20 protein-coding genes are annotated in these 24702 nt (G+C 49.1%); 11 read left to right on the top strand and 9 right to left on the bottom strand.

Features of this window, described 5'->3' with window-relative positions:
• Window positions 1–16: 16 nt before the first annotated feature.
• Window positions 17–3898, bottom strand: a complete 3882-nt coding sequence (cobN, locus tag NG795_RS17480; RefSeq protein ID WP_367289920.1) for a cobaltochelatase subunit CobN — start codon at window positions 3896–3898, stop codon at window positions 17–19.
• A 619-nt stretch (window positions 3899–4517) separates the two neighbouring features.
• Between cobN and NG795_RS17475 the strand changes: the two genes are divergently transcribed.
• Window positions 4518–6998 (top strand): hybrid sensor histidine kinase/response regulator, encoded by a 2481-nt coding sequence (locus tag NG795_RS17475; protein WP_367289919.1) that lies wholly within the window; start codon window positions 4518–4520, stop codon window positions 6996–6998.
• Window positions 6999–7198: 200 nt separating this feature from the next.
• Window positions 7199–7921: an N-acetylmannosamine-6-phosphate 2-epimerase gene (locus NG795_RS17470; protein ID WP_367289918.1), complete on the top strand. Its 723-nt coding sequence runs from the start codon at window positions 7199–7201 to the stop codon at window positions 7919–7921.
• A gap of 212 nt (window positions 7922–8133) precedes the next feature.
• On the opposite strand, the gene NG795_RS17465 is transcribed toward NG795_RS17470, so the two are convergent.
• Window positions 8134–9039 (bottom strand): hypothetical protein, encoded by a 906-nt coding sequence (locus NG795_RS17465; RefSeq protein ID WP_367289917.1) that lies wholly within the window; start codon window positions 9037–9039, stop codon window positions 8134–8136.
• A 115-nt stretch (window positions 9040–9154) separates the two neighbouring features.
• Between NG795_RS17465 and NG795_RS17460 the strand changes: the two genes are divergently transcribed.
• Complete coding sequence (locus NG795_RS17460) at window positions 9155–10051, top strand: metallophosphoesterase (RefSeq protein WP_367289916.1); 897 nt, start codon at window positions 9155–9157, stop codon at window positions 10049–10051.
• A gap of 182 nt (window positions 10052–10233) precedes the next feature.
• Here the strand turns inward: NG795_RS17460 and NG795_RS17455 are convergent, their stop codons facing one another.
• A complete protein-coding gene (locus NG795_RS17455; protein ID WP_367289915.1) occupies window positions 10234–11076 on the bottom strand; it encodes a DNA adenine methylase in 843 nt (280 codons plus the stop codon).
• A gap of 628 nt (window positions 11077–11704) precedes the next feature.
• Between NG795_RS17455 and NG795_RS17450 the strand changes: the two genes are divergently transcribed.
• From NG795_RS17450 to NG795_RS17420, 7 genes are all read left to right on the top strand, one after another.
• A complete protein-coding gene (locus NG795_RS17450) occupies window positions 11705–12064 on the top strand; it encodes a hypothetical protein (RefSeq protein ID WP_367289914.1) in 360 nt (119 codons plus the stop codon).
• Between the two features lie 87 nt (window positions 12065–12151).
• Window positions 12152–12325 (top strand): ADP-ribosylglycohydrolase family protein, encoded by a 174-nt coding sequence (locus NG795_RS17445; protein WP_495855883.1) that lies wholly within the window; start codon window positions 12152–12154, stop codon window positions 12323–12325.
• A gap of 28 nt (window positions 12326–12353) precedes the next feature.
• Entirely contained in the window at window positions 12354–12560 is a 207-nt protein-coding gene (locus NG795_RS17440) for a DUF751 family protein (protein ID WP_261199304.1), read from the top strand.
• Between the two features lie 300 nt (window positions 12561–12860).
• Entirely contained in the window at window positions 12861–13289 is a 429-nt protein-coding gene (gene rbfA / locus NG795_RS17435; RefSeq protein WP_367289912.1) for a 30S ribosome-binding factor RbfA, read from the top strand.
• Between the two features lie 9 nt (window positions 13290–13298).
• Window positions 13299–14951 (top strand): glycoside hydrolase family 3 N-terminal domain-containing protein, encoded by a 1653-nt coding sequence (locus NG795_RS17430; RefSeq protein ID WP_367289979.1) that lies wholly within the window; start codon window positions 13299–13301, stop codon window positions 14949–14951.
• Window positions 14952–15734: 783 nt separating this feature from the next.
• Window positions 15735–15965 (top strand): DUF4327 family protein, encoded by a 231-nt coding sequence (locus tag NG795_RS17425; RefSeq protein ID WP_367289911.1) that lies wholly within the window; start codon window positions 15735–15737, stop codon window positions 15963–15965.
• Between the two features lie 109 nt (window positions 15966–16074).
• The gene (locus NG795_RS17420) at window positions 16075–16221 is read left to right on the top strand and encodes a hypothetical protein (protein WP_367289910.1); all 147 of its coding nucleotides are present in this window, start codon (window positions 16075–16077) and stop codon (window positions 16219–16221) included.
• 316 nt (window positions 16222–16537) lie between these two features.
• On the opposite strand, the gene NG795_RS17415 is transcribed toward NG795_RS17420, so the two are convergent.
• From NG795_RS17415 to NG795_RS17395, 5 genes are all read right to left on the bottom strand, one after another.
• Window positions 16538–16942, bottom strand: a complete 405-nt coding sequence (locus tag NG795_RS17415; RefSeq protein WP_367289909.1) for a hypothetical protein — start codon at window positions 16940–16942, stop codon at window positions 16538–16540.
• Between the two features lie 180 nt (window positions 16943–17122).
• Complete coding sequence (proB, locus tag NG795_RS17410) at window positions 17123–18283, bottom strand: glutamate 5-kinase (protein WP_367289908.1); 1161 nt, start codon at window positions 18281–18283, stop codon at window positions 17123–17125.
• Window positions 18284–18537: 254 nt separating this feature from the next.
• Window positions 18538–19062 (bottom strand): YqeG family HAD IIIA-type phosphatase, encoded by a 525-nt coding sequence (locus tag NG795_RS17405; RefSeq protein ID WP_367289907.1) that lies wholly within the window; start codon window positions 19060–19062, stop codon window positions 18538–18540.
• A gap of 231 nt (window positions 19063–19293) precedes the next feature.
• The gene (gene mltG, locus NG795_RS17400; RefSeq protein ID WP_367289906.1) at window positions 19294–20388 is read right to left on the bottom strand and encodes an endolytic transglycosylase MltG; all 1095 of its coding nucleotides are present in this window, start codon (window positions 20386–20388) and stop codon (window positions 19294–19296) included.
• Window positions 20389–20908: 520 nt separating this feature from the next.
• Window positions 20909–21490, bottom strand: coding sequence for a DUF3727 domain-containing protein (locus NG795_RS17395; RefSeq protein ID WP_367289905.1), 582 nt, complete (start codon window positions 21488–21490; stop codon window positions 20909–20911).
• A gap of 559 nt (window positions 21491–22049) precedes the next feature.
• Here NG795_RS17395 and NG795_RS17390 point away from each other — a divergent pair.
• Entirely contained in the window at window positions 22050–23078 is a 1029-nt protein-coding gene (locus NG795_RS17390; RefSeq protein ID WP_367289904.1) for a helix-turn-helix domain-containing protein, read from the top strand.
• 55 nt (window positions 23079–23133) lie between these two features.
• Here NG795_RS17390 and NG795_RS17385 read toward each other — a convergent pair whose 3' ends face one another.
• Window positions 23134–23736 (bottom strand): DUF3611 family protein, encoded by a 603-nt coding sequence (locus tag NG795_RS17385; RefSeq protein ID WP_367289903.1) that lies wholly within the window; start codon window positions 23734–23736, stop codon window positions 23134–23136.
• Between the last annotated feature and the right edge of the window lie 966 nt (window positions 23737–24702).

Raw genomic sequence — 24702 nt, 5'->3', positions numbered from 1 at the left:
ATTCTTCTATTCTAGTTTAGGAAACGATCGCCGATTCGATCGCCCCTTCTGCATCATGCACGATCGCCCGTAACTCCTCCAACATCGGCTGTTTTACCCCTTCCCACAAACCGCGCTGATTCGCCTCTAACAACCGTTCCGCCATATCGCGCAACGCCCAAGGATTCTTCTGATGGATAAACTTCCGCACTTTGTCATCTAACAAATATGCCTGGGCCACCCCTTCATACATAAAATCCTCTACACAATGTGCAGTTGCATCGTAGGCAAACAAAAAATCTACAGTAGCGGCCATCTCAAACGCACCTTTATACCCGTGGCGCATCACTCCCTCAATCCATTTCGGATTCACCACTCGCGATCGATACACGCGGTCAATTTCCTCCTGTAACCGGCGAATTTTCGGCTTTTCGGGCAGAGAATGGTCGCCAAAATATGCCACCGCATCCGTGCCTCGCACTGCCCGCACTGCCGCTAATAACCCCCCTTGAAACTGATAATAATCATCTGAATCCAGTAAATCATGTTCCCGATTATCTTGATTATGTAAGACAATCTGCATCTGTCCTAACCGTTGTTCAAACGCTTCTGGGGCGGACTGTCCATTGCCCATCCCTGTATAAGCGTAACTACTCCAATTAATATAGGCCCGGGCCAAATCTGCGTCAGTAGTCCAGTTCTGCCCTTCGATTAATCCTTGTAATCCCGCGCCATAAGCGCCCGGTTTTGACCCGAAGACTCGATACCGCGATCGCCGGTTTGCCTGTTCCGGAGTCAACCCCAACCCTTGCCATTTCTCACTTTCTACCAGCACTTGCGCCGCCAAGGGATTATCCGTTGCCGGTTCCTCCATACTCGCCACTGCTTCCACCGCGCGATCGAACAAATCAATTAAGTTAGGAAAGGCATCGCGGAAAAATCCGGACACTCTCAAAGTGACATCGACTCGCGGACGCCCCAAAACCCGAACCGGCAGAATTTCAAAATCAACCACGCGCCGGGAGGGTCCATCCCAGATGGGGCGCACCCCGAGCAAGGCGAGGGCCTCGGCAATGTCATCGCCCCCGGTTCGCATGGTGGAGGTCCCCCAGACGGATAATCCCAGGGTTTGTGGATATTCCCCATTTTCCTGAGTGTAGCGCTCGATCGCCTCTTCTGCGGCCCTCCGTCCTATATCCCAAGCAGTTTCGGTGGGAATTGCCCGAATATCTACGGAGTAAAAATTGCGTCCTGTTGGTAACACTTCGGGACGCCCTCGGGTGGGTGCACCGGATGCGCCACTGGGGATATATCGCCCCTCAAATCCGCGCAATAATTGAGTGATTTCTTCGGAAGTTCGTTGCAATGCCGGAAGTAAACAATCCCGAATCCAATCTAATTCTTTTGCTGTATTAGTGTCGGGTTTGGGGAGAATTATTTCACCCGTCGGGTTGATAATTTGGGTGACTAATGCTGCTGCTTCTTCTTCTAAAAAGGCGATCGCATCTCCAATGGTCCGACGAGAAGAATTAGGCGTCAATTCTGGCAAAAATTCCGCCGGATTACTGGTAAGCGGGTCAAAGTCGAGTCCTTGATCCGCTGCTAAAGCGCGGGTCAGTCCGAGGCGACTGCCTCCGGGATGTCTGGCGATCGCCACAATTAAATCCACCAGTTGCCGCCCTTGGGGACATTTTCCAAAAATATGCAGTCCATCTCGGATTTGCGCTTCTTTTAATTCACACAAATATCCATCCAAATTGGCAATTAATGCGGTAAATTCTGGATCGGACTCCGTAGAAATGGATGGATTATCCCAAGATGCTTTTGTATCCAAATGTTGGTTTTTTACCAGTTGAATCAGGCGACTGCGAATCGGTTTTAAGCGAACCGGGTCTAAACTTTGGGCTTCATAATATTCATCGATTAACCCTTCGAGTTGTTGCAGGGGACCGTATAATTCCGCCCGGGTCATGGGCGGAGTTAAGTGGTCAATAATTACCGCTTGCGATCGCCGCTTGGCCTGTGAGCCTTCTCCTGGGTCATTCACGATAAACGGATAAAAATGCGGCATCGGTCCCAGGGCAACTTCTGGGTAACAATTTTCCGATAGGGCGATACTTTTTCCCGGTAACCATTCTAAATTGCCATGTTTGCCGACATGAGTAATTGCCTGTGCACCAAAGCATTCTCGAATCCAATAATAATAGGCTAAATATTCATGCGTTGGTTCTAAATCCGGGGCGTGGTAGTTCAAACTGGGGTCGATGTCGTATCCTCGGGATGGTTGAATTCCGATAAAGATATTGCCCAATTGAATTCCAGGAATGGGGAAAGTTTGGGTTTCCAAAGTCAGGCGATCGCCAAGGTTTTGTCCCCAGCGATTCTCAATGCCTTGGCGAACGGGTTCCGGCAAGGTTTCAAAATAGGATTGATAGTCTTTCCCAGGCAAAACTTGGCGAATTTTTCTCAATCCTTCCCCTTCCGGGTCGTTGGTGACTCCCGCAGTGAGGAGGCGAATCAATTCGTCCCCTGTAGTGGGGATATTTTCCACCCAATACCCGGCATTGTGGAGGGCGTTGAGGATTTCAATACAACTTGCCGGGGTATCCAAACCCACCCCATTGGCGAGGCGTCCATCTCGGTTGGGATAATTGGCCAGAATTAAGGCAATTTTGCGCTGACTGGGGGGAGTTTGGCGGAGTTTGACCCAGTTGGCAGCGAGATCGGTGACGAAATGAATGCGATCGCCCAGGGGTTCGTACATCACCACCGGGGTCTCCAGTTTTACATGATTTTCTTGTAGCGTCTTAAACGACACCACCCGAGTAATAATTCGGCCATCCACTTCCGGAAGGGCAACATTCATCGCCATATCCCGGGGGGAAAGTCCCTGAAAACCCGATTCCCACTGTTGCTGAGTGCCGCCACTGAAAATTACTTGCAAGACGGGGACATCGAGGGTTTCCCAGAATTTCAGGTCTGGGTTAGCAGAGTCTTGGGTACTGGGTAAACTCTGGACCGCTTGACCGATCGCAAACCCTGTGGTATTTAATATTATCTGCACGGTTTCAGCGTGAGGGGGTTGCAGATAGGTTAACAGTTCAGCTTGGACATCTTGATCGCGTAAAGAAGAGACAAATACCGGCACCGGGTCTAAGTGGCGATCGCGCAACCCTTGACAAAGTGCATCAATCGGGGCAGTATTTCCAGCCAGGTAATGAGCCCGATAAAATAGAATCCCTACTTTGGGAAATGAGGGGGATAATTCAGCGGAATTTAAGCCAGATTTAAAATTAACCGATCGCGTGGGATTGAGAGTTGTTTCTTCTGGGGTGAACGGTTCATTGGGAAGTCCAAATCTGGCGGATTTCCAAGGATAAAGTCCCACCCGAGGGATTGGCATGGGTGGGGCAGGATTATATTCTCTTTTTAAACAAACCTGGGCGATAAATTGGAGCGCATTCACTAGATTATCGACACCGCCTTCGGTAAAATATTGCCAGACTTGGTTGACCACAACCAGGGGAACCGAGGAATGACCGATTAAATCGGGGTCACCGGCATCATCGCCGGGAATCACAATCAGGTGAGCCCCTGTATTTTCCACCGTTTCTCGAACGACTTCCAACCCGTAGGACCAATAAGCACGTCCTCCCAGCAATCTCAAGACAATTACCTGTGCCTCGGAGAGGACCTCCATTGCATAAGTATCGATACTCAGTTGCTGTTGCAGTTGCAACAGATTGACCACCCGCAAATCGGGAAAGTCGGGGGGGAGGTGGGGGAGGGCCTGGGCGATCGCTTGAATATCCGTATCCGCCGCCGTCACGATCGCGACGGGTGCCGGAGTCTGGGAGACCAAAATCACTCCCTCTTCCTGCGGGTTCCAACCTCCTGGGGTAGCAGCTAGACGATGCATGAGAGTCTCCTGAAGCGATCTAAGTACAATGGCACAGTCCATCGTACCAAACCCCAGGGCAGACGCAGCCCCAGAACTTCTAGGGTGTCAGTACAGGAGTTAGGTAGACTACCAGGTTTCTGGACAAAATCTCTGCTGAGGTGGCAGGGAATCTCCCTCAGAATCCCTGTTTCTTGTCCTATCTATCTCATCCCGTTCCGATGCCCTAGAGGCATTGATCAATCAATCCGGGATAAATCCGCAATCGAGTCCCTGGCAATTTTTCTTTAAGATAGAGATAACTCTATGTTTATTATTCCGAAAAAATACTGATATGGATTAAAAGTCAAACTGTCCCCAGTCTTAGGTCTATCTTCTAAAGAAAAGGTGAAGAGTACAAAAAACCTAGAATTTCCGACCCAAAACTTGAAAAATCACCCTACTATAGCTAATAAGCCAGTAAGTAGAGATTTATTGAACTTTTTCTTAGAAATCTCAGGTGAAGCCGCTTTAGGGCAAGCTACACCGGGTGATTCTAAAACAATAGAATTGGGGAATGTTTGAGGGCATGGTCAAGGACGAGCCTTTCCCCCGGAAAATCCCCCATCGCATTCAGCTTTTGCCAATAGGCGCTTAAAATATGCCGACCTTAGAAGTCTCACGAAGAACTTTATCCCATAACACCTTTGAGCAGTTGCGCCAGTTGTTACAGCAGCAGGGAAAACGCCAAGGGTCAGTTGTGCTGACTGAATCGGTCCTCGGTAGCGAAGAAATTCCTTCGGATCACCCTTGGCAATGGTTTACCCTAGTCCTCTCGGAGGAGTTTAGGGTGTTGCTGTTGGGGGGACCTGCTGAGGGGACGAATGCCGATCGCCCGGATCGCATCGGGACTCTCGCGCCACCCATCGAAGGGCGATCGCCCCAGGTGGAAGTCGGTTTAACCTTTGAACCCGCACAGGTGGCCGCATTTGTAGCCCGGTTAGAGCAATCGCCCCTCGTCAATCTCGATCGCGATGAACTCGAAGGCACTCATCACAACCTCCAACCGAATAATCCCCAACTCCAGAGCGAATTTACCCTCTCGGCGATCGCTTTGCTCACTGCCGATGATTTCCGCCCCAGTGCCAGTTATGCCTCCGATAGCTGCGTCTCCATCTGTCAACCTGTAGAAAATGCCCTGCACCACCAAATCGAACAAGAGCGACTCTTAAATCAAGTCACCACCCAGATTCGGCAGAGTCTGGAACTGCCCACCATCTTATCTACTGCCGTGGAACAGGTGCGTCATTTCCTCCAGGTAGATCGATTGGCTATTTTTCAATTTAACCCTCAAAATTCATCGCGAACCGTAAACTCCGGCAATGGCAAACCGTCCCCAGAAAAACCTCGTGAATCTTTCCACCTTTGGGACGAAATCGAGTCCGTCTCGGAAGAGTTAGAGGGTGAGGATGCTGACTTTCTCTATGAACAATTTCCCACCCAAGCAAAACCGGAACTCGGCGCTATCACTTACGAATCCCGAGCATCCGACGAGGTTCCCTCCCTCCTTCAAGTTCAAAATGAAGGGGGTTCTTTTCTGCCAGGACCAGAATTTAGAGATCAATATTATAAAGGATTTATTCAGGCGATCGCCGACGTTTCCACCGCCTCAAATTTATCCCAAAACAGTTTAAAAATTCTCCGAGACAATCACATTCAGGCCCAATTAATTGTCCCGATCATTGTTCAGGATAACCTCTGGGGACTGTTAATTGCTCATCAATGTTTTGAAACCAGATTTTGGCTCCCCAGCGAACAAGACTTTCTTAAACATATTGCCGAACATTTAGCCTTAGCCATTCACCAAGCCGAACTGTACGCTCAAGTCAATCGCCAAAAAAAAACATTAGAAGAACGAGTCATCGAACGCACTCATGACCTCCACGATGCCCTAGTCGCTGCTGAATCTGCCAATCGCGCCAAAAGCGAATTTTTGGCAACCATGAGTCACGAATTGCGAACGCCTTTAACCTGTGTGATAGGGATGTCTTCTACCCTATTGCGCTGGTCCTTTGGACAAATGAGTGTCAAACAGCAGGAATATCTCAAAACCATTCATGATAGTGGCGAACACCTCCTAGAACTGATTAATGACATTCTGGACTTGTCTCAGTTAGAAGCAGGCAAAGCCATTTTAAAAATCACCGAATTTTCCTTGACTAAACTCGCCCACCAGTGCTTGCAAAGCGTCGCCCCCAAAGCGGTTGAAGCCGGATTAGAACTAGAAATGACCCTGGCCTTAGAGGGTCAAAAAAACGACCTTTGGATCGCCGATCGCCGTCGCGTGCAGCAAATTATCTTAAATCTCTTAAACAACGCGATTAAATTTACCCCCAACGGAGGAACGGTTACCCTGCGAGTTTGGAGTGAGAGCAAAAATGTGGTATTCCAAGTGGAAGATACTGGCGTCGGAATTCCCGAAGACCAACAATCCCTACTCTTCAAAAACTTTCAACAATTGGATACCTCCTACCGTCGTCAATATGGCGGGACGGGACTCGGACTCGCTTTAACGAAACAACTCGTCGAACTTCATGGGGGATGGATTGAAGTACAATCCACCGTGGGCGAAGGTTCTATTTTTACCGTCCATCTGCCTGCGGCGCGGTTATTATCTAACTCCAATTCTCCGAATCGTCTGGGTGATTCCTTTAGTTCAGAACCCCTACAAGGTCGCATCATTTTGATTGAGGATTGTGAGGAGAGTGCTACCCTGATTTGCGATATTTTAACCACCGCTGGTTATCAGGTGGTATGGATGATTGATGGGGCGACGGCACTCGAACAATTTGAACTCCTGCAACCCACTGTGGTAATTCTGAATTATGACTTAGGGAGCATGAATGGATCGGAACTGATCCAGTCTTTGCGTCAGTCCCCGGCGCGGGAACCTCTGAAAATTTTAGCGTTAATTGGCCTAGAAACCGGGGAAGATAAAGACCCGGCTTTTGAAGCAGGGGCGGATGATTGTTCCCCGAAACCCATCGCTCCAGAACAGCTCATTAATCAAGTGAATGCCTTGTTTCACTCTTGTAGAGCGCTCAATCAACCCGAAAGAGGGGAAATTGGGGCGAGTAAATAAAGTTTCTAACAACCCGCACCCATGCATGGTGGGGAGGAAAGCGGACGAAGCCCGCGCAGGCGGGCTAAGAGATACAAACTACTTTTAAGAACAGGATTTTGGGATAAATACGGTAGGATTTTATCGCCTGTTGCTTGAATAAGCTAGAGTTAATTTCATCTCTTGAAATTTTATCTAAATCCAGAGTATTTAACGGATTAATGAACGAACAACTCTCTGAAAAATCGTTGAATTTGACCGATGCGATCGCCCCTTTGGAGGGTGGATTAATTGTTTCCTGTCAGGCTCCTCCAGATTCTCCCTTGGCTGAACCCTCGATCATTGCCGCAGTCGCCTTGGCATCGGTTCGCAATGGAGCCGTGGGGGTCCGCATCGATACCCCCGCTCATATCAAAGCCGTGCGCTCTCTGCTCGGTGCCACCATTCCCATTATCGGGCTCTGGAAACAATCCATCCCCGGATCCGAAGTCTACATCACCCCGCAATTTCATCATGCCGAGGCGATCGCCGCTAGTGGTGCCGATATCATCGCCATCGATGCCACCGATCGCACCCGTCCCCAGGATGAAACCCTCTCCAATCTGATTACCGCTATTCACACCCACCTCGGAAAACCCGTTATGGCAGATGTGGATACCCTCGAATCTGCGATCGCTGCCGCCAATTTTGGAGCCGATATCATTGGCACCACCCTCTATGGCTACACCCGCGCCACCCAACACTCCATTCCTCCCGGGTTCGATCTCCTCGCCGAAATCCGCAAAACCATCAACGGATTCCTGATTTGTGAAGGGGGTATCAGTTCCCCGGAAATGGCAAAACGCGCCCTCAATTTGGGCGCGAATGCCGTCGTTGTCGGCACGGATATTACTGGCATTGACCTCAAGGTTCAAGCCTATCAAAAACATTTGAATTTGAGTTAAAAACCCGCACCCTCAAGGACTCTGTTGGCGAATCAAGAAAGAGACCTCTCCCCAAACCCCTCCCCTAAGAGGGGAGGGGCTTTGATTCTCCCCCTTCCCTCTTAGGGAAGGGGGTTGGGGGGTTAGGTCTCCCGATCGCCAACAGAATCCTCAAGGTTGGGGGTTTTTATAGACTTAGACTGACTTCAGTTTGGGCTAACTCCCTAAAACCCTCATTCTTGCTGCCGTTTGACAATAATCATCCTCGACCCAACCACGGGACTGCGAGCCAACAAATTCCCCTGGGAATCAGCAATTTCCACGGTTCTAAAATCCAATTCTTTCCCCCGCTCGAAGATTTGCGAGGCTAACTTATCTTGGCGAGAAGCGGTGATATTGTACCACTCATCGCTAATTCGCACGAGCAACTCAGAGGCCCCAAAATTAGCTTGAATCGAGGCGATCGGAATATCTGCATCCTCAGTGACTTGTGCAACTTGGCTCTGAATTGCCGCAATTAGGGTTTGTTCCGGGGTTAAGGGAGCCGGTGGCGTTTCCACCACGGGAGGCGCTTTTTTAGGCCGGGGTGTCTCTTTTGGGGTGATGATTGGGGGTGGTTCTTTCTTAACGGAAGGGAGTTCTGGTGCCGTGGTGGGAACCTCGGAAACCGGGGGGAGATATGCTGGAGGCATTTCTGAGACTTCCGATGATGCAGGAGGGGGAACTTGTGCCACTTCTGCGGGTTTGGGGAAGAGAACGCTGGTTGTCGTCCAAGTAATGATCACGACAATCAAGGCGATCGCCCCAGTTAATCCCCAATCGGACAAGGTTTGATTGAGTGCCGTCGGCAACAGGGCGCGAATCGGCGCTAAAATCTGGGATAAAACCGTTGGCTGCCGTTCTACCCCAAGCCCCTCTATCCTAACTTGGGCGGGCGTCTGGGATGGGGTCATCGGTTCCGCTTCCAGGGTCTCGACGACCCCCTCTAAGAGTTGAATAATCGAGCGCAATGAGGCGATCGCCAGCGCTTTGAATCCCGATGGTGGAGGTTTTGGCGCAGGCGGCACAGGTGGAGAAGAGTTTGCTGGTGTTGGGGTTTGAGGGTCAGACTCGGGAGGAGTTGGCGGATCTTGGGACATCTTGTTCTAGGCGATCGACGAGGACAACAGGGAATACTTTAAAGATGCGGCCATCCTTGGATTAATCTATCATTTTGTTTGAAATGTCCGCTAATTCTTGCAAATTCCCCAACCCATGAACCAGACACGCCGAGAATTTTTACTGGCTGGACTTAGTGCCTTAACCTTTGCTATCCTAGGCAAATCTCTCAGGGGGCTAACGAAAGAGAGGTCAGAGACTGAGTTGGATTTGATACCACCATCCCCAGATACCTTGCTGCTGCGTTTCGTCGCCGTGGCAGATACGGGTGCGGGTAATGAGGGTCAATATGCAGTCGGACGGGCGATCGCCCGCTACCATGAGCAGAATCCTTTCGATTTAGTCTTGCTCGCCGGGGATAATATCTACAATCATGGCGAAATTGAGAAAATAGCGCGCGTCTTTGAGCAACCCTACCGATCGCTCCTCGATGCCCAGGTTAAATTTTATGCCTGTTTGGGCAATCATGATATTAAAACCAATAATGGCAATGATCAAGTCCAATATCCGGGCTTTAATATGCGAGGGCGTTACTATAGTTTACGCCGGGATCAAGTCGAGTTTTTTGTCCTAGATACCAACCGAAATGCCGATTGGCAGAATCAATTACCTTGGTTAGAGACTCAACTCGAACAGAGTGATGCACCGTGGAAAATTGTCATGGGACATCATCCTCTCTATACCTCGGGGTTACATTTAGGCAGTCGGTTTCTCCGTCGGAAACTGATGCCTTTATTCCTAGAATATGGGGTTTCACTCTATATTAATGGACATAATCATAACTACGAACGAAGCCGCGCGATCGGGAATACCACCTATTTAACTTGTGGTGCTGGTGCAAAAACCCGACGGGTAGGACGTTCCAGTTGGACAGCGCGATCGGCGAGTCAACTGAGTTTTGCAGCGGTGGAAATTTACAGCGATCGCCTTCACATCACCGGCATTGACCAAAATAACCGAACCTTCGACCGAGGTGCGATCGCAATCCTATGATTTGTAATTAAAATAGTAAGCAATAATGCGGCATCATTTCCCACCCCAACTTCAATCATTTCCCCTGTTCGTAGTAACGACTTCAGTCGTTTCTTCTCCAAAAGTCCCACCATTTCCCCTTGTTCGTAGTAACGACTTCCGTCGTTCCCCCTCCAATAGTTCATCATCATCCCAACACCACATCAATAAGATGTCACAACCACTTCAGAAATTTTCCCGCGATGAGTTCCTTTGGAATTAATCGATCGCGCTGCTGAAACTTCATGAATCCGAAACTCCTGGTAAAGCTCTCGAATAAACGGACAATCCGAATTAGACAGCATCACTTTTACCTGGCGCTTCGCCAGTTTAGCAAACACATCGCGTAATCGAATTTGGTCCTCTTCCTTAAAATTATAGCGACTGTACGAGGTAAATTGACTCGTATTGCTCAGAGGATAATAAGGCGGGTCAAAATAGACAAAATCTTGGTCAGTTTTGGCCTCCTCCAGCACCTTATCAAAATCCCTAATTTCTAATTTCACCGACTGCAAAGCCTGGGAATCCGCCCGCAGTAACTCCGCATTACAAATAGTGGGATTTTTATATCGGCCAATCGGCACATTAAATTCCCCTTTGGAATTTTCTCGATATAATCCATTAAAACAAGTTTTGTTTAAATAAATAATTCGAGCCGCTTTTTTAACCAATTTGCGGTTTTTCTGCGCTCTAATTTGATAATAATATTCAGGATTATGTTTAGCTTGATGAAATTCTAACTCCTTGATTAAAGCCTCTACGTCAGTTTGAACGCAGCGATACATATTAATCAACTCTTCATTAACATCGGATAACACTGATTTAAACCCCGATGAATGCTCTTGAAATAAATAGAAAAAAACTGCACCACCCCCTAAAAATGGCTCGTAATAATTTTTAAAATGGGGGGGGAATAGGGGTTGATATTGTTGAATCAGTTGGGTTTTACCCCCAGCCCATTTTAGAAAAGGACGGGGTAAAACTGTTAATGCAGTCGTCTCGTTCATCTATACCTAAAACCGTATCTAATTTTGTAGCAACGGCCTCCCTTTTGGGTGAACCGACTTCAATTGATAAACTCAAGGATTGCCCTTGATATTGTTTTGCTGGAGTTGGGATCAGGGAAATAAGGGGTAATCCCGGTTGGGCGATCGCACCCCAGGAAACGAGTCCCCTCAACGGCACCTCCCCGCCTTTCCTGCACGACTCCAGCGCCCTTAACCAGGCAATTTTGGGGCAATTTGGGGTCGTCTCAATCCCAACCCAACTCCAAAAGCTAATGAATCCCTAACATACCACGATCGCGACTGGAATTCTGCGGTAGATCCCCTCGGGGAAACCCAGGAGTAATCATTGATACGACAGTTTAAAACCGATTTTGGCATAATGAGGGGGGAGTCCCCATTCCCTTAACGGGAGTGACCCACTCCTTCAGAGGACTTCTCCCTCGAATTGTCTCAATTCGTATCAAAACCCTGAGTCCTTTCGGTCTAAAATAGATACGCCCACTGCAATCTAATTGCAGGGTAAGCGGGTTGAATCAGTCAGATAGATCCATCCTTTCTCCCGAAAGCGCGATCGCTGCTTCAACTGAGTCCTTGATTACGATCATGTATTTTTCAGGAGGTTTCCCAGATGGATTCTCAGGACGTTATCCAAGCCATAGATCGCATTTTACCCGACCCTCAAATCTTTACCGATGTCAATAATATGTTGAAAAAATACCGAGCGTCGGGGCAGAAAAAAGTCCAACTAGAAGATGAAGATATAAGTGTCGCTATCCCAGAAGATGTCAAAATTGATATTGTAACAAAAGCCTTTTTTAATGAATATTTTGATATTAATTTAGGAACAGGTTATCGGGTTCAAGTGGCAATGGGTGGAATTCAAAAACAAAAACGCGGGAGAGTCTATCCAGAAATCTGCTTTGCCACGTTATTTTATGATTCCACCGGAAAAATGTTAATGATTGATTTTCATCAAAATATGATATAATTAGCCCTTTACATAGAAAATTTATCTAACCTAAATGACTAAGCCCAAGGTATCCCGTTGAGAACAATGGAGGGGCGGGTGGATTGAATAGGTCTGGATACAACCGCAGCGATGGTCGGTGCAATTTCCAGGGCCTACCTCGGACTCGATGCAATTCCCCCAGAACTGGCGGCGAATCTGAATGATCCAGGGACTTGGAAAATTACTGAACGGGTGCAACTCGCGGAACAATGCTACGCGGTACAATGCAAACAGTCTTAGCCGCTCCTGTTGTTGAATCTGAATTTTTATGTTTGATGATTTTTGGAGTAATATCCTTCGCTACCCGCGCTATTTTGTCACGATCATTCTGGGTATCTTCTTTGCCCTGTTCGGTTGGGTTAAGCCCCTGTTGCAAAAACCCGTAACTGCGATCGCCTTAGTCACTTTAGTTGTGACTGCCCTAATTTTTGTCGGGTTGACCTTACGAGGGATGTTGGGATTGACCGTAACCTAGAGCATCGGGACAGTTTTATTTAGATCCCAGAGATCAGAAACCGGGTTTTTGACCCAGATTTTGCCTCAAATTTAAGTACGCCTCCGGTCCCCTCCCCAAGACACAGGGGAGGGTTAGGGTGGGGTCCTCCTGACCTGGCCTAAGCCAAGTCACGCGGAATGAGTGGGTCAATGGTGTCGGCGGGGACGCGGTTTGCTGTTGTAGCGGTAGCACGGATTAAAACTCTACACTAAAAACAGGTGGATGCCTTCAAGTGCCACCCAAACCGATGAGTATCATGCAAACAAGGGAATCAATATTATGGCTACCGATCGTCGAGTAGAGCGTGTCGCGTCCTTGATTAAGCGCGAAGTCAGTTTAATGTTAATCGGCGACATCAAGGATGACCGAGTGGGTGCGGGAATGGTGAGCGTTACTGATGTCAACGTCTCCGGTGACCTCCAACACGCCAAGATTTTCGTCAGTATCTATGGCAGTGACGAAGCGCGCGCCGAAACAATGGAAGGACTACAAGCCGCAACTGGATATATCCGCAGGGAACTCGGTCACCGAGTGCGATTGCGTCGGACTCCAGAGGTGATATTTTTAGAAGACCGATCCATTGAACGCGGGACGCGCATCTTGACACTGCTCAATCAGATCAGTGAAGAACGCAAACAGCACAATCCTGACGCGGATGAGGAAGATATGGATCTCAACGAGAGCGAAATTTCAGAAACTGAGGCTTAATCTGTGGATATGTCGGATCTGATCCCGGCACTGCCGGATCTCGAAACCCTATCGTTAGAAGAACAGGTGGCGCAGTTGTTCGTGGTGCGAGCATCTGGACATCTGTTTGACCACCAAATTGAATATCCCGATTGGGAACCCTCAGCGGCCCAGTTGCAGAAGCTGTTGCAGGAACAGCGCGTGGGGGGCGTGATTTTGGTGGGAGGCAGTGCGGGTGATTTGATGTTGCGATCGCAGCAATTGCAATCCTGGGCCAAGTATCCCCTGCTGATTGCTGCCGATATCGAGGAAGGTGTCGGACAGCGATTTGCCGGTGCAACTTGGTTCCCCCCACCAATGGCGATCGCCAAGATTGCCGCAGAAGAACCCTCGAAAGCTCAGGGTTATGCCACCGCAATGGGAGCTTATACCGCCCAGGAAGCTCTCGCTGTCGGGATTAATTGGGTCCTCGCCCCGGTGGTGGATGTGAATAACAATCCCGAAAACCCGGTGATTAATGTCCGGTCTTTTGGGGAAAATTCTGAAACCGCCAGTGAGTTAGCTTTAGCCTTTATGCGCGGTGCACAGAAGTATCCGGTCCTCACCTGTGCCAAGCATTTTCCCGGACATGGGGATACCAGTGTGGATTCTCATATCGAGTTGCCGGTGTTGCGGCATTCGCCGGAACGATTAGAGACGGTGGAACTTCCGCCGTTTCAACGGGCGATCGCTGGTGGAGTGGATGCAGTGATGAGTGCTCACCTCTGTATTGAAGCCTGGGACTCGGAATACCCGGCGACTCTTTCCTCGAAGATTTTAACGGGACAATTACGCCAACGGTTCGGGTTTGAGGGGTTAATTGTTACCGATGCTTTGGTCATGGGGGCGATCGCCAAACGGTATGGCCCCAATGAAGCTCCCATTTTAGCCTTAGAAGCTGGGGCGGATATTTTATTGATGCCTGTGGACCCAGCCGAGGCCATTACGGCCCTCTGTGATGCCGTCAAATCCGGTCGCATATCCCGCGATCGCATTCGCCAATCCGTAACCCGCATTTGGAAGGCAAAACAAAAACTTTTCTCTCCTTCTACGGTAGTCAATCCCCCCACTTCTCCCACCGCCCAACTGATTAATTTATCTACTCCTGGGGCGATCAACTGTGTAGAAAATATCTTGCGGGAGTCTCAACAAATTGGGGGGTCGTTGCCTTTATCCGTCCCTCCACCGGAATCCGGGGAGTATTGGAATAATTTATTGGTAACTGACTCTCTGGTTAATAGTGCGTTTCTGAATAAACAAGCCCCGGCGATCGTTATCCCCAAGTCGAAAGGCTATCAATTCCAGGGCGTGGATTGTTCTACTCCCTGCCGATCGCAAGACTTGAAAGCAATGGCAAACGGAAAAACTTTACTTCAAGTCTTTATCCGGGGTAATCCTTTCGGAGGACCTGCCCAGGTGACGCGCCTCGCCCGGGAATGGCTGAATCAATTATTAGAAACGGGACAATTGCAGGCCGTGGTGATTTACGGGAGTCCCTACGTTTTGGACGAATTTAAGGCCCTCTTGCCTCAATCCATTCCGTTTGTGTTTTCTTATGGTCAAATGGGGGCCGCCCAAGCGATCGCCCTGGAAACTCTATTCGGACTGACCCCAACTCCCACCCAACCCAATCCGTTTTACTAAGGCTACAGATGAAATCTGCACCTTGATCCGAAAGCAGGTAGAGCCTCCCATTGCTCCCTTCCCCGGCTCTACCGGGGACTAATTTCAATCCCATTAAAACCCATTTATCCTTAGAAAGCGGTGATCCCTAGCCTGTTTATGTTCGTTCTTCTCCCCTGTAGTCTGCTCCGAGTCTAGCTGTACCGGATTAAACCAAGGGGACAAAAAAACTGGCTTTCTGGCCCTTTCTCCCTGGCAAAGCCAGCAGAAATTTTGTCAAACAATCCAATTTTTTTCCCTTGAGGGTATCCTCGGACTCTTTGCGCTTCCCCCAGCCTAGGGATTTGGGTTGGATTCTGGGAACTCTTTTTTGGAGGCAAGCCCCTAACCCTGTGTTCCCTTTAAAATTCCCGCCAAAACGAGAGTCATTGAACCTGCTGAAATTTATATAAAATTCCCCCCTAGACCGTGACTACAACTATCTCCCTGTATAAAATTTGGGCCTCGATCTCTCTACTGGAGACCCGAAATAATGCAATCATTAATTATTCTGGCACCCCCCCAGAGAAGTACATCGAAAAAATTTATCTACCTGGGGGTGCATAATTCTTCATATTTTATTAAGATAAGTAGGAGTCAATTAGCGCGATAATAACAATGCTGCTGTATAGAATGTAACAAATAGCCCGAGAGGCAGCCCAGTAGTCTCCCTTCTTCAATGAGCTATTATGAATTATTCACCTAACTGGGGGGTGGTCACAGATATACCGTTGATTAAAGAATCTATCTAGCGAGGTTTTAAAGATGGCTCCATCTACATCTACCGTTCAATATTCCATCGAGTTCATCAAAGAAGAAGCTCGAACCTTGGTCAAAAATGGCTTTGTGGGGCGACAACAACCCATTTATACCCTCTGCCAATATATCCCAGCGCGGGAATGGGCCTTGGTTGAATCTGAATTAGAAAAGTACGATTTCTTGTTGCGTGATCGCATTGTGGATCTCATGGGTCGCGAAGACTGGGGCAACGATTAAAAAAAAACTTGTAAATCATATCAAACAAGTGTACTCCTGTCAATAAAAAGTAAAATTAATTTTACTTTTTATTGACAGGACATATCCTTATCTACAGCATAAACCGTTTATGCTTAAATCCTGGGTTTGTGCGATCGCCCCGTGGCCTCCTCCGGACGGAAAACCCCAGGCCCTGAATTCTTCTTCTTGTTTTAACCCTGCACTCAAAAGCCGGGAGCAAGACCGAACAATTTCCCCAGGAAATTCCCTCACCTAATACCCTGTAGTCTACTCCAGGCTTACCGTAAAGGGAATACAAAGCGGGTTTCTTGACAAAATTTTCGGCTAATGAGCCACAAAAAAAGGGCCAGAAACTCCGTGTCTGGTCCTACAAATCTCATCCTGTACTGGCATCCTGGTTGTGCTAAGTATTTTAGCTGTGCCAACCCCTAGAAGCCCAGAGCGGCGGTACAGTATGGGGAAAACAACGGGGTTTCTGCATCAAATGGGTCCCAATCAGCAGTCTGTTGTCAAGAAACTCGGTTTCTAGTCCCTGCTATTGAAACCGGTACCGGCGTTCTTGCACCCTCAGATTAACGTTCGGAATCTTTATTTTGTAAATTTTCTAACTCCGACCGCAACGCTGCAATTTGGGCGGTTAAGTCTTGTAAATCTTGGTAGACTTCTGGATTGGCTGCCGAAGTCGGTGGGGATGACGGAGACTCAGAACTTGGCGCAGGGGGAGTTGCAGAGGATGGGGGTTCCCCCGGCGATCGCTGGTGATCGATCAGGGTATCCACATAATTGCGGGCTTCCCGTTCGGTAAGTTCTCCTTTTTCTGCCCATTTTTTGGTCAAATCGCTGACATCTAATTTTAAATCCGCCAGATTTTCTTCTCGTTTTTGGGGGTCTTGAATACTTTCGAGTAGGGAAGCCGTCGCGCCTACCCCAACTCGAAATCCGGTTTGTAAAAATTCCATCACGTTATCGGGGTTCATCGTCTATTCTCTTCCGTTTTGTAGAAGTATTTTTATTCCGGGTCCGGGGTGAAAAAGTCCCTAGGTTCACCGCCGATGAGCTTATGTTCTTCTCGTTGCATTGACCACCAAATCGGCATGAGAATCGCCGCATCCGATGAATGGGGTCATTTTAACTTTAACTTTCCGACCCTGTCAAATTCAGAGCAGGGGGTCGGTTTTATTCAACTGTGCGGCATCGCTACTGGAAAGGCTTAAAACTAAGTTATCCCGGTGGATTACCGTGTCGGCAACAATATAACCTAAAATTTCGGGAATTTCATCGGACTTTCGTCCGCGAATGCGATCGAGTTCCTCACTGCTATAGTTGACCAGTCCCCGGGCAATTTCCCGACCCGAGCGATCGCACAGTTGCACCGCATCCGACGCCTCAAATTCTCCGAACACCTCCAGGATACCTGCGGCTAACAGAGACTTTCCCCCTTGACAGATTGCGCGGACTGCCCCTTCATCTAAATACAGTTTACCCGAGGGAATCACCGCATTGGCAAGCCAGCGTTTGCGGGCGTTACTGGTGCTTTTTTGCGGTGCAAAATGGGTCCCGATCGCCTCCCCCTGCAAAATCTTCTCTAAGTTGCGCGGGGATTGAGACGAGGTAATCACCGTGCGGACCCCTGAACCTGTGGCAATGCGGGCCGCCTCTATTTTCGTCATCATTCCCCCAGTCCCCCAATTGGTCCCACTGCCTCCGGTTTGCACCTGTAACTGCCGCAACTCATCGAGATGTTGAACCAGGGTAATCGGTTGGGCGTCAGGATTGCTGCGGGGGTCTGCGGAGTAGAGGCGATCGACATCAGTCATCAGAAACAGCCATTCCGCCTCGACTAAGCTGGCAACCATTGCCGAGAGGGTATCATTGTCGCCAAATTTGAGTTCTTCCGTGGCTACTGTATCATTTTCGTTGACAATCGGGATGACCCCGAGGCGCAGTAATTCTTGAAAGGTGTTGTAAGCGTTAACGTAGCGACTGCGTTGGACTAAATCGCTGCGGGTGAGGAGAACTTGGGCGATCGGCTGTTGCAGGGTGGTAAACAGGTCATCATAAACCCGCATTAAGCGGCCCTGACCGACGGCAGCCACTGCTTGTTTGAGGGCGATCGTCCGGGGACGCTCTTTTAATCCCAGGCGTGCACAGCCGACCCCGACGGCACCGGAGGAGACTAAGATAACGCGGTGCCCTTGGTGGCGGAGGGCGCTGAGGGTTTCAACGAGGGCCGCAATGGTGGCGATCGCCAGGTTGCCGGTGCTGTCCTGAGTGAGACTAGAGGTGCCAATTTTGACGACTAGGGTTTGCAGGTTCATAACAAAAGCGTTCTCGTTGAGGATGAAGTCCGGGTTACCCTCGGATGACCGGATCCAATTGTAAAGCGCCCGCCTTGATTTCCGTGAAGGCAGGCGCTTTGTTTTTATAAAACTGAATGATCGTGAGGGTCTGGCTCAAGGTGGCCCCCTATAAACTCATTTTTATGCCGCTTGATAATTTGGCCTCAGCCTCAATATTTTAATATGTAGGGCTATATAGGGTTTTTTCAAGGGGTATTCAGCTCAATGACCTGTTACTTGTTCTTGGCGAGGGAAGCGCCGAGGATTTGAGATAACCAGACTTCCAGCGATCGCACGGGATGCTTGGTTTGCATAATTTCCCCGGGGTTCACCATCGGTTCTACCAAAATGGTAAACATTCCCAAGCGGTTACCGGCGAGGACATCGGTAAAGAGGCGATCGCCCACCATTCCCACCTTTTCCACCGGCAGATTCATCCCCGTCACCGCCTGTCGTAACTTGCGCCGCGAGGGTTTAGCTGCACCTGTAATGTAAGGCAGATTTAAAGAGCGAGCAATGCCACCGATGCGAGCTTCACTGATATTATTGCTAACCAACCACAGGGAAGCAACCGGGCGAATTTGTTCCACCCACTGCCGGAGATACTCAGACACTTGAATTTGGCGAATAGGAACGAGAGTTTCATCCACATCCAAAACCAGACCCTTGAGGTCGTACTCTTTGACGACTTCTGGTGTCAGGCTTAAAATGGAGTCCCCTAAAAATAAATCGGGCTCTAAAAGTTTTCCCCAAGACATAGTAATTGACCTTCGCTGACTAACACGAACCACCGCCCTAGAACCTGCCGTGACCCAATAATTTGGTTTGACAGCGCGATCGCACCGGATCCCCAGGATGCATTCTAAAAACTGCATTCCCCGCAGAATGATTTTGACATACTAAGGCTGGATAGCCTACTGCGATCGCCCTCAATTCCCACCAACTCCCCCAAGGTAGCCTGTGCCAATGGCTACTGGGGGAATATCATATTACCGTAACGTCGGGTCCCGCTCATCCCAGATAGCATCTTGAGCCGCCTCATGTTCAGCTAAGGTGCGACTAAAAATATGGGTGCCATCATAGAGGGCCACAAAATAGAGATATTCCGTCTCTTCAGGGGCTAAAGTAGCTTCTAAACTGGCAACTCCAGGGGCAGCGATCGGGGTCGGGGGTAAACCCGCATTCAGATAAGTATTGTACGGGTTAGGGGTGTTCACCTGGGCCAGGGTTAAGGGTTTATCTTCCGTTTGTCTGATATTTAATCCATATTCCACAGTGGGGTCAGCACCCAGAGTCATCCCTTGTTTGAGGCGGTTGGTAAATACACCAGCAATGCGATGGCGTTCCGATGCCACCACGGACTCTTTTTCCACAATACTTGCTAAGGTGACCCATTCTTTGAGACTGAGATTGGTTTGATTTTGGGGTTGTTGATAGACTGGGAGAGCCACCTGTTCAAACCGATTCAGCATGGGTTGAATAATCGCTTGCGGGGTGATATTATCCGCTCGAAGCTTGTAAGTATCCGGGTATAAAAAGCCTTCTAAATGGGGGATATCTTTAGGGAGCCAGGGGTATTCAGCCCAGGGAATTTCCTGAGTGGCACTGAGAAATTCTTCAGCAGTAAAAAAGCCTTGAGACTCGAAATAGGCAGCCATTTGGCGCAAATTCCAGCCTTCAGGAATGGTGAAACTGAGCTGCATGACTTCACCATTCCAGATTTTTTGGGCGATCGCCTGCATCGGCTCATCAGGAGAAAGTTGGTAGGTTCCTGCCTTGTAGCCTCCATCTGGGTTTTGGCGAGATAGCCACCGAGTCCACATATTCCAAGCATTCGCGGACCGAATTAAACCCTGTTCTTCGAGTTTAAGTCCGATGAGTTGTCCCGGTTCCCCGGGGTCGATTTTCACGATTTCCAGCCGATTGTCTTGGACAACAGAATCCCGAGGTAAGGATTCGGCTACAGGTGCACTAGCCGATAGCCACCATCGCCAACCTTGCCATGCACTGATTCCGATCGCAGCGCAGAGGATAAGCGCCACATATAACAACCAATTTGTTTTTCGTTGACTCGCTGCTTTCATCTTCTGGTGATCTGTAACAACCATGATGGGATGCCGCGACGATCTTCGGGGATCTAGCCCTGATGGAGAAGCGATCGCCCGCCATCACCCCGAGGGGATCTTCATCGCGGCATTCATCTATTCCAGGGTAGTCTGTAATCTGTGAATTGATAGACTGCACATCAGACGGCGAATTCAGTCTTATGTTCTTCCAGGGCTTAGACAACTCATGCAGCTAGAGGGTAATCTTCAAACCAGGGATCTTCTGCTTTGTAGCTCTGAGCGCCTGATTCCCTACAAGTTTGAGTCGCCTCTGTCTGGTGCAACAAGAATCAAGCGGACGACGAACGAGATGCTCGGTCAAATTCACAGTGGAGAAGCTCCAATGCGATCGCCGACGAACCCTGATTTTCGGTTAGTTTTAGCTGCTGATCCCCCTAAAAATTTTGTTGAAATGGGACTGAACAGGCTTTAACATTGATTCTAGTCCCACATCTAATTGGGTTACTCAGTTTGACTGAGGACCATGCTTGTTTCCTCGTTATTCGAGTTCTTCAAACAACCGTTCTTCGATCATGCCTTCTAACGTAGACATCATCGGTTCAAGTTCCTGTAACTCTTCATCGGAAAGTAACTCAGGGTTTCCATCTTCATTGAGGCGAGCCAAAATGAAGACCGGATCCAAAGGCGAGTAGATGGCATACTCGGCTTCTTCATGATAAAAACTAGCTAACCACTGAAGTTCCTCATATTCCGCCGCTTCACCCAGCTCATCATCACTGATTTCCTCTTCCGTAAATTCCGGAAGTTCGCCACTAACGGTCAGAGTAATTGCAGTGCGTTTGAGGGTGAGGTTTTGTTCTTCGAGGACCGCTTTAGCCGTATCAAAAATAGTATCGACTTCCTCCTCACTAATAGGAATGGGTTCATCATCCTCATCCTCTGCTTGCCATGCGAAAATTTCCACCGGCGTATCAATGGGGGTGAGTAAAACGTAGGTATTGTCGTTTACTTCTACAGAATGTTCGATGTAACAAGATAGCGATCGCCCGGACTCATCCGTCAAAATTGTGGATGAAGTGTGGGATTGCCCATTCTCTTTTGATGATTCCGATCGGGACATGACAGATAATAGGAAGATAAAGAGCACTAGCGAGGAGCAAAACGGAATCAGAAAACCGGAAAACGCCCTTCCCGCATTTCGGTTGAGGCGTACAGGTTTTTGATTGCCCTGAACCCAGGAAGAGCAAATCCTAGGGCAAAACCAGAATATCACGGCAGGTAGCTGATCCGATTTCTATTTTTTGGAGTGGGACTCCTGGCGATCGCCCTCTGAGGGTTTGGCAGATTCGGAGTCAGCAATCACCCTCGGATGGAGCAGAAACTCGCCCTTCTTGAAGGAAAAGGTTTGAGGACTCAGACGGCACTCGGTTATGAATCCATTGGTGCACTCACCCTTGGATGGTGCTGATGGTAACCTCTGGAGGCAACGTTCCATCCGGAACGACTACAAATGCCCGGAATGAAGATACTCAGATAAAGGTTCTCCCTGAATCCCTGTCTAGCCAGACCTCCGTCTAATTTCTGGCTCAACTCAACATTTTGGGCCAAGACAGGGGCGGGGGTTAACTGTTCTTTCATTCAGTTACTCATCACTGACGTCCCCGGATTTAACGAGTATCATGGCACTTGAAACCATCTCCCAAGCCACCTTTCCTCCAGAGGAGCTGACAGCTATCCTCACTCAAATTGAGTCGGAACTGTATCAGACAAAAGTTTATCGGACCGCGTTGGGAATCCTTAAGCAGAGACTCGGTGAGTCTGCTGATGCTTCCTCTATGTTGCTGCAAGCGGTGGCTAAAAAAGCGATTTGGCTGACGCTCAAGCAATGGATTTCCCCGACTCAGGACGATTCAGAACCTCTGAATGAGACTGAGTGGGTCATGGATGACCTTGACTTATCTCACAGACCCGGCGATCGCCACGAGTCCCAGGCATTAGAGGACATCCGAACACCGGAAAGCCATTCCCAATCCCTTGGCGATTCAGATTCAGCAGAAATCGCCCTAAATCCCTCTCCCTTGTCGTCACCGGCTAGAATCAACCCCTTTCAACGTCACAAAAAACAGCAGCAAGCTCAACAACAAGCTCAAATCATCGCCCGCCAACAACAATGGGCCGATCGCCTGACTCAAATTGGCCAAGAACTCCAAGCGGCACGCTGCGATCTCGGCTTATCGATTCTGGATTTGCATCAACAGACCCTGGTTCCTTGCCGTCATATTGAAGCGATCGAGAACGGCTTTCTATCCAAGCTGCCGGAAGATGTTTATGTGCGGAGTTTTATTCATAAAATTGGGGATGTTTTAGGCTTAGACGGGGCGAAAATGGCGAATTGCTTACCCGTTCCCCCGAAACAGACTGCACCCATCCCTTCCTGGCATCATCGGGACTTTAGCCTAGAATTTTCGGTCAGTCCCCTGCATCTGTATGTGGGCTACACCGCGCTCATGGCGGGGGCGATCGGGGGACTGGGATGGCTCAATGGGCAATCTACTCCCCCAACAGTGCCGGAATTTGACCCAACGTTAACCGCCCCGGGGAGGGATTCTCATCAAGGGGTGCTGCCGATGCAAACACCAGGGATTACCACCGGGGCGATCGCCTGTGCTATCTCCGAGATAGCCCCACCCGAAGCACTCGACTGGTAACCCAATAGGCCGGAAAACTGGACCCCACCCAACCCCCTCCACGAGGGTTTCAGGGTTACCCTTGAGTCTGGCGATCGATCCAGTTGAGCAACCAGAGTCCCGTAACAAGCCCGATAAAGTGGGCCACAATCGTATGCGTATTCGCCAACACCACAAAAATATCCAACGCTTGAATAAAATCTTGGGGGCGCAACGCTGTCACCAGGGAGCCTCCTCCTTGGTACTGGAGGGCCTTGGCTAGGAGGATTCCCCCAATGGCTTCGGCCGCGATCAGGGTAAAGGACATCCCGGCTAAATTGACCATTAAACCCCGACGCACCATTTGTAGGGTATCTGCTCTGCGGGGGCGCAGCTTAGGATTGACCGAACTAAGCTGTTGAGAGAGGCGAGTATAGCGATAAGCCCAATAGATACTCAGTCCCAGGGAAACCAGTCCCAGAACTGCAAAAAAGATGCCCGGAGCAATGCTGACATTACTGGTTCTGGCTGCTTCCCGAGGTCCTGGAGATTCAATCAAAATTGCAAATAAGAAAATCAGTCCGGCAACAACTGCTAGAACTAACTGTGTCCAAAAACTGATCCAGCCGACTCTGCGTAAGGCAGGGATGACGCGCTGGACGGGGGGTGGAAGTGCTTTTAAGTCTGTTTGATTTGACATACGCAGAACGCAGTTACCGTTTTGGTGCGTTGAGATTGATCGGCTCAAAGCTCAATCATAGACCACCGCACCTCCTGATTGCCGTTGCCCGGTGATATTGAGGTGCAATTGCTGTGTTTGCCCTGTTTATTTTAAATTAACTTGTAAAGAAAAATAGAGAACAAAAAAACACCGATGCGCGTCAGCCCATGAAGAATGCATCTTTTCGGCAGGCGATCGCCCCATTGGTTTGGGGCAATTTCAAGCATCTGGGTTTTTTTAGGGATTTGTGTCAGCACTATCCGATGATCCGTGCTTGAAATTGGGGTGCAGCTCAAGTCAAGTTTGCCTGACACTTGACTTGAACTCTGGGAGAAGATGGCGATCGCGGGTAACCGGGTTAACCCAGTCCCGGTTGGCCGACTCGATTTTCCTTTGAAAATCGCGGTAAAATACCTCAAGGATTCATGACTACAAGCTTTTATGTAGGCTTTCGGGGTTGTGCGGCATCACCGACCTTCCCCGAGTCACAATCCAGAGCTGAAGCAGATTAAGTCTCCAAAAGGTTCTGATTGAGCTGTGGATTGATTACTCCAGTCGGCCTAGGGAATAGAAAGGGTGCGCTCAGGTTAGGGAGAATCAAGCCATCTTCCGCCTGAGTCAATTAAGCCGACTGAACGACAGACCTACCGGAGCGATCGCAGGTGTTGATGATTCATCCCTCGGTCTAGCTAAGTATCAACAAGGGTGCAAATTACTACTAATAAATCAGGGCTGGCTTGCCGTCGCAGATGATTTTTAACTATTTCTGTTCCCACGGTCAAGTTCGCAGAAGTTGTATTTATTTTATTTGGGTGCTGACTTTCGCTGATCCCATCAGAAAGAGTCTGTATAAAAAAATTTGAGAGAGGGTGTTTTGCAAGTTAAGTCGGTAAATTTTCCGGCTCAACTCTCAACGAAATTCGCCTGAACCGCAGTGCGGCGCAT

Origin of the sequence: Laspinema palackyanum D2c, from assembly GCF_025370875.1 — a bacterium.
GTDB classification, from domain to species: Bacteria; Cyanobacteriota; Cyanobacteriia; order Cyanobacteriales; family Laspinemataceae; genus Laspinema; species Laspinema palackyanum.
The sequence above is the reverse complement of the archived record's forward strand: the minus strand, read 5'-3'. Positions and strand labels throughout refer to the sequence as shown.

Bases quoted from the DNA above. Each gene is read 5' to 3' on its own strand.
- NG795_RS17440 (WP_261199304.1), top strand. From the start codon at position 12,354: ATGTTTGATGATTTTTGGAGTAATATCCTTCGCTACCCGCGCTATTTT.
- NG795_RS17415 (WP_367289909.1), bottom strand. From the start codon at position 16,942: ATGAACCCCGATAACGTGATGGAATTTTTACAAACCGGATTTCGAGTT.
- proB (WP_367289908.1), bottom strand. From the start codon at position 18,283: ATGAACCTGCAAACCCTAGTCGTCAAAATTGGCACCTCTAGTCTCACT.
- NG795_RS17405 (WP_367289907.1), bottom strand. From the start codon at position 19,062: ATGTCTTGGGGAAAACTTTTAGAGCCCGATTTATTTTTAGGGGACTCC.
- NG795_RS17390 (WP_367289904.1), top strand. From the start codon at position 22,050: ATGGCACTTGAAACCATCTCCCAAGCCACCTTTCCTCCAGAGGAGCTG.
- NG795_RS17420 (WP_367289910.1), top strand. From the start codon at position 16,075: ATGCTTAAATCCTGGGTTTGTGCGATCGCCCCGTGGCCTCCTCCGGAC.
- NG795_RS17425 (WP_367289911.1), top strand. From the start codon at position 15,735: ATGGCTCCATCTACATCTACCGTTCAATATTCCATCGAGTTCATCAAA.
- NG795_RS17455 (WP_367289915.1), bottom strand. From the start codon at position 11,076: ATGAACGAGACGACTGCATTAACAGTTTTACCCCGTCCTTTTCTAAAA.
- NG795_RS17460 (WP_367289916.1), top strand. From the start codon at position 9,155: ATGAACCAGACACGCCGAGAATTTTTACTGGCTGGACTTAGTGCCTTA.
- NG795_RS17430 (WP_367289979.1), top strand. From the start codon at position 13,299: ATGTCGGATCTGATCCCGGCACTGCCGGATCTCGAAACCCTATCGTTA.
- cobN (WP_367289920.1), bottom strand. From the start codon at position 3,898: ATGCATCGTCTAGCTGCTACCCCAGGAGGTTGGAACCCGCAGGAAGAG.
- NG795_RS17385 (WP_367289903.1), bottom strand. From the start codon at position 23,736: ATGTCAAATCAAACAGACTTAAAAGCACTTCCACCCCCCGTCCAGCGC.
- NG795_RS17475 (WP_367289919.1), top strand. From the start codon at position 4,518: ATGCCGACCTTAGAAGTCTCACGAAGAACTTTATCCCATAACACCTTT.
- mltG (WP_367289906.1), bottom strand. From the start codon at position 20,388: ATGAAAGCAGCGAGTCAACGAAAAACAAATTGGTTGTTATATGTGGCG.
- NG795_RS17450 (WP_367289914.1), top strand. From the start codon at position 11,705: ATGGATTCTCAGGACGTTATCCAAGCCATAGATCGCATTTTACCCGAC.
- NG795_RS17465 (WP_367289917.1), bottom strand. From the start codon at position 9,039: ATGTCCCAAGATCCGCCAACTCCTCCCGAGTCTGACCCTCAAACCCCA.
- NG795_RS17470 (WP_367289918.1), top strand. From the start codon at position 7,199: ATGAACGAACAACTCTCTGAAAAATCGTTGAATTTGACCGATGCGATC.
- rbfA (WP_367289912.1), top strand. From the start codon at position 12,861: ATGGCTACCGATCGTCGAGTAGAGCGTGTCGCGTCCTTGATTAAGCGC.
- NG795_RS17395 (WP_367289905.1), bottom strand. From the start codon at position 21,490: ATGTCCCGATCGGAATCATCAAAAGAGAATGGGCAATCCCACACTTCA.